Below are 3,908 nucleotides of genomic sequence, written 5' to 3' on the forward strand. Positions count from 1 at the left end.
ACCCGCGAATAGGGCGCTGCCGGCACATGCGAAGGCTGCTTCGCACTTTGTACGCGTGTGACATGCCGCGGGCCGGTTAATACTGTAGAAAGTAGGAATGGTCTCTCCCTCCGAACTCCGCCGCGCCGTCGTGATCGAGGACGATCCGGACATCCGGGGGCTGCTGGTCCGTGTCCTGACGAAGCAGGGTTTCGAAGTCACCCAAGCGGCTGCGGGCCTGGTGGGAGTGGAGGAAGTCCGCCGCAGCCAGCCGGACCTGGTGACACTGGACCTGAACCTGCCGGACCTGGACGGCCTGGAAGTGTGCAAGCTGCTCCGCGAGTTTTCGGATGCCTTTATCGTGATGCTGACCGCCCGCGCCGATGAACTGGACAAGCTCACCGGCCTGGATAACGGCGCGGACGAATACATCAGCAAGCCGTTCAGCCCGCGCGAACTCCAGTCCAGGATCAACGCCTTGTTCCGCCGCCGGCCCTCCGCCGCGGCAGACTCCGCAGCCCGCAGTGAGCTGGAGCGCGCCACTGAAGTGCAGCAGAGCCTGCTGCCCAAGGAAGACATCCGCGTGGAAGGCTACGACGTTGCCGGCGTTTTCCGCCCGTCCCGCAGCGTGGGCGGCGACTTCTACGACTGGTACCAGACCCCTGAGGGACTCCACCTCACCTTCGCCGATGCCATGGGCAAGGGCATGGGTGCTGCGCTGATCGCCGCCACGGTCCGGGCCGTTATGCGGTCCACCGGGCACCGGCAGGACCTTGACGGGGCCTTCGCCTCCGCCAGCAAGGCCATCGCCACGGACCTCGATTCATCCAACTCCTTCGTTACGCTGTTCCACGCCCGCCTCGACGCCGCGTCAGGGAATATCAGCTATGTCGACGCCGGACACGGGCTTGCGCTGCACGTCCAGTCCGGCGGGACCGCCTACCGCCTCCCCTCCGGCGGCCCGCCCATCGGCGCCTGGGCAGGAACGCAGTGGCCGCAATCCGGGCTGGAACTGGCTCCCGGGGACTCCCTGGTGGTGGTCAGCGACGGCGTGCTGGACGTCTTCGACTCCGTGGAAGACTTCACCGCGGCTGTCCAGCAGGCAACGCAGGGCAACGGCTCTGCGCAGGCAGCCAGCAGTGCCATCATGGCCCTTGCCCCGGCCGAGACCGCCGAGGACGATGTCACGGTGGTGGTGGTCCGCCGGCTGCCGCAGGAGGTGGCTGCATGACCCGCTTCTGGACGCGGCTGGTGGTGGTGCTGACCGTCCTCACCGGCCTTAACTACATCGCCTGGCGCTGGGCGGCCTCCCTGAACTGGGATGCCTGGTGGATCGCGCTGCCGCTGGTGATCGCCGAAACCTACAGCCTCATCGACGTGATGCTCTTCGGCATGACGGTCTGGAAACTGAAGATCCGCAAGGGCGCACCGCCGCCTCCCGCGGACGCCACCGTGGACGTCTTCATCACCACCTACAACGAAGACCTGGACATGGTGATGACCACCGCGCTGGCCGCCCAGAAGATCCGGCACCCGCACAGCACCTGGATCCTGGACGACGGCGCCCGCCCCGAGCTCAAGGCCCTTGCCGAAGAGCACGGGCTGGGCTACGTCACGCGCAGCGGGGACTGGACCCCGGACCTCCCCCGGCACGCCAAAGCCGGCAACCTCAACAACGCACTGATGCAGACGGACGGGGAGTTCCTCCTGATCCTGGATGCGGACCAGATCCCCGAGCCGGACATCCTGGAAAAGACCCTCGGCTACTTCAACAACCGCCGGGTGGCCCTGGTCCAGACCCCCCAGTACTTCAGCAACGTTCCCGCCGATGACCCGCTCGGCAGCCAGGCACCCCTGTTCTACGGCCCCATCCAGCAGGGCAAGGACGGCTGGAACGCCGCTTTCTTCTGCGGCTCCAACGCCATCCTGCGCCGCGAAGCCCTGATGCAGCTGGGCCTGGTGGGCTATGTGAAGGAAACCGAGAAGAGCATCCGCCGCGCGCTGGCGGCCTCCCGCTCGGCCATCAGGCAGGCCCGGAAGTCCGCGGACGTGGAAACGCCCCTGGTGGCGGAGGTGCTGGACGAAGTGGAGGCTGCCACCCGCGAAGCCCAGCAGGAACTCGAAGCCGGCCAGCCGCTGGGCGAAATCACCTACCGGGTCCGCCGCCGCGTGGACGCCGCCGTCCAGACCCTGGTGCTGGCCGACGTCGAGGCGCTGCAGTCTGACCTGGAGGAAATCGCCGCCATGGAACTCGCCCACGTGGGCGAATCCGGCGTGCCCGTGGTGGCGGACGACGCCGTCCAGCGGATGTCGCGCCGCGACTGGTCCCCGCTGGGCGCCCTGGAATCCGTCCAGGCCGTCCTGGACGCGCTCTCCGTGGAACGCAACGACGAAGCCCAGCCGGTGATGCCGCTGGCCACCATCTCCGTCACGGAGGACATGGCAACCGCCATGCGCATGCACGCCATGGGCTGGCAGAGCGTCTACCACCATGAGGTCCTCGCCTACGGCCTGGCCCCGGAGGACCTGAAGACGATGCTCACGCAGCGGCTGCGCTGGGCACAGGGAACCATCCAGGTGCTGCTCCGGGAAAACCCGCTGGTGCAGAAGGGCCTCAAGCTCGGCCAGCGGCTGATGTACTTCGCCACCATGTGGACGTACCTGAGCGGTTACGCGGCGGTCATCTACTTCGCGGCCCCCATCATCTACCTCCTGCTGGGCATCCTGCCGGTCACCAGCCTGAGCTGGGACTTCTTTGTCCGGTTCATCCCGTTCATGGTGGTCAACCAGCTCCTGTTCGCCGTCGCCGGCCGCGGCATCCCCACCTGGCGCGGCCAGCAGTACAGCTTGGCGCTGTTCCCCACCTGGATCAAGGCGTGTTCGACGGCGGCACGGAACGTGTGGTTCGGCCGTCCCCTCGGGTTCGCCGTCACCCCCAAAGCCCGCCAAAGCGGTGGACCCAGCTGGAGCCTCATCCAGCCCCAGATCGTGGTGTCGGTCCTGCTTGCCGTGGCCGCCGTCGTCGGCATCATCCGCCTGGCCGCCGGACTGGCCGAACCGCTGGGCACCCTGGTCAACGTGGCATGGGTCATTTTCGACCTGGTGGTCATGAGCATCCTGGTCCGCGCCGTGCTCTACAAGGGCTACGAACCGGCCGCAGAACCTGCAAACACAGAGAGGAATCCCGATGGAGTTTAGCTATGAGGTCAAGGACTCATATGCGGAGGTCAAGGCGGACGGGCGGCTCAACATGGTCTCCGCGCCCAAGCTGCGCGAGTTTGTGACCGACGTGATCGCCGGCGGATCGAACCGGATCGTGGTGAACCTGGAGAACACCGCATTCATGGACTCCTCGGGGCTGGGCGCGCTGATCGGCTGCCTTAAGGCGGCCCGGCAGGCAGGCGGCGACCTCCGGATCGCGGCCGTCCAGCCGCAGGTCAAGATGGTCCTGCAGCTCACCAGCATGGACAAGGTGCTGACCGCCTATGCCTCCGCCGCCGAGGCGTTCAGCAATGACTGAGGTCCTTGCCTCGCGCAGCTACCGGGGACTGGCTGCGGAGGACGCCATCGAATCAGTCCACAATGACCTGGACAGCCTCTGGCTGGACGTCCCGTTCGTTGGGGACGTGGACCAGATGACGTTCACGACGGCGGTGATCGAGTCCGCGTCCAACATCGTCCAGCACGCCGAGCCGGCAGGGCAGGACCCCGTGGAGCTGGGCGTGGACATCGAGGTCCGGCCCACCGTGCTGCAGGCCCGCGTCAGCGCGTACCATGCCAAGCCGCCGTTCGGTGCGATGGAACCCGGGGCGCCCGGCGAGGATGCTGAGTCCGGCCGCGGACTGGCGCTCATCGAGGCGCTGGTCACCACCGTCACCTTCGAGCGGCAGGACGGCACCAACACCTGGGTACTGTCGCGGACCTCGTCC

General features: G+C 67.1%; 4 protein-coding genes. All 4 read left to right on the forward strand.

What is annotated here, in order from left to right; translation table 11 throughout:
* The first annotated feature begins 97 nt into the window (after nt 1-97).
* A complete protein-coding gene (locus tag P2Q66_RS01355; protein WP_275724970.1) occupies nt 98-1,210 on the forward strand; it encodes a SpoIIE family protein phosphatase in 1,113 nt (370 codons plus the stop codon).
* Entirely contained in the window at nt 1,207-3,177 is a 1,971-nt protein-coding gene (locus P2Q66_RS01360; RefSeq protein WP_275724972.1) for a glycosyltransferase family 2 protein, read from the forward strand. The genes P2Q66_RS01355 and P2Q66_RS01360 overlap by 4 nt, the downstream gene beginning before the upstream one ends.
* Nucleotides 3,167-3,499 (forward strand): STAS domain-containing protein, encoded by a 333-nt coding sequence (locus tag P2Q66_RS01365; RefSeq protein WP_079595233.1) that lies wholly within the window; start codon nt 3,167-3,169, stop codon nt 3,497-3,499. The genes P2Q66_RS01360 and P2Q66_RS01365 overlap by 11 nt, the downstream gene beginning before the upstream one ends.
* A partial coding sequence (locus P2Q66_RS01370) for an ATP-binding protein (protein WP_275724974.1) occupies nt 3,492-3,908 on the forward strand: 417 nt, incomplete at its 3' end. The genes P2Q66_RS01365 and P2Q66_RS01370, both read left to right, overlap by 8 nt.

Source organism: Arthrobacter sp. Cr_A7, assembly GCF_029222765.1.
Lineage (GTDB): Bacteria > Actinomycetota > Actinomycetes > Actinomycetales > Micrococcaceae > Arthrobacter.

What these genes read in the sequence shown, in the direction of transcription:
- P2Q66_RS01360 (WP_275724972.1), top strand. Translation starts at nt 1,207, where the DNA reads ATGACCCGCTTCTGGACGCGGCTGGTGGTGGTGCTGACCGTCCTCACC.
- P2Q66_RS01365 (WP_079595233.1), top strand. Translation starts at nt 3,167, where the DNA reads ATGGAGTTTAGCTATGAGGTCAAGGACTCATATGCGGAGGTCAAGGCG.
- P2Q66_RS01355 (WP_275724970.1), top strand. Translation starts at nt 98, where the DNA reads ATGGTCTCTCCCTCCGAACTCCGCCGCGCCGTCGTGATCGAGGACGAT.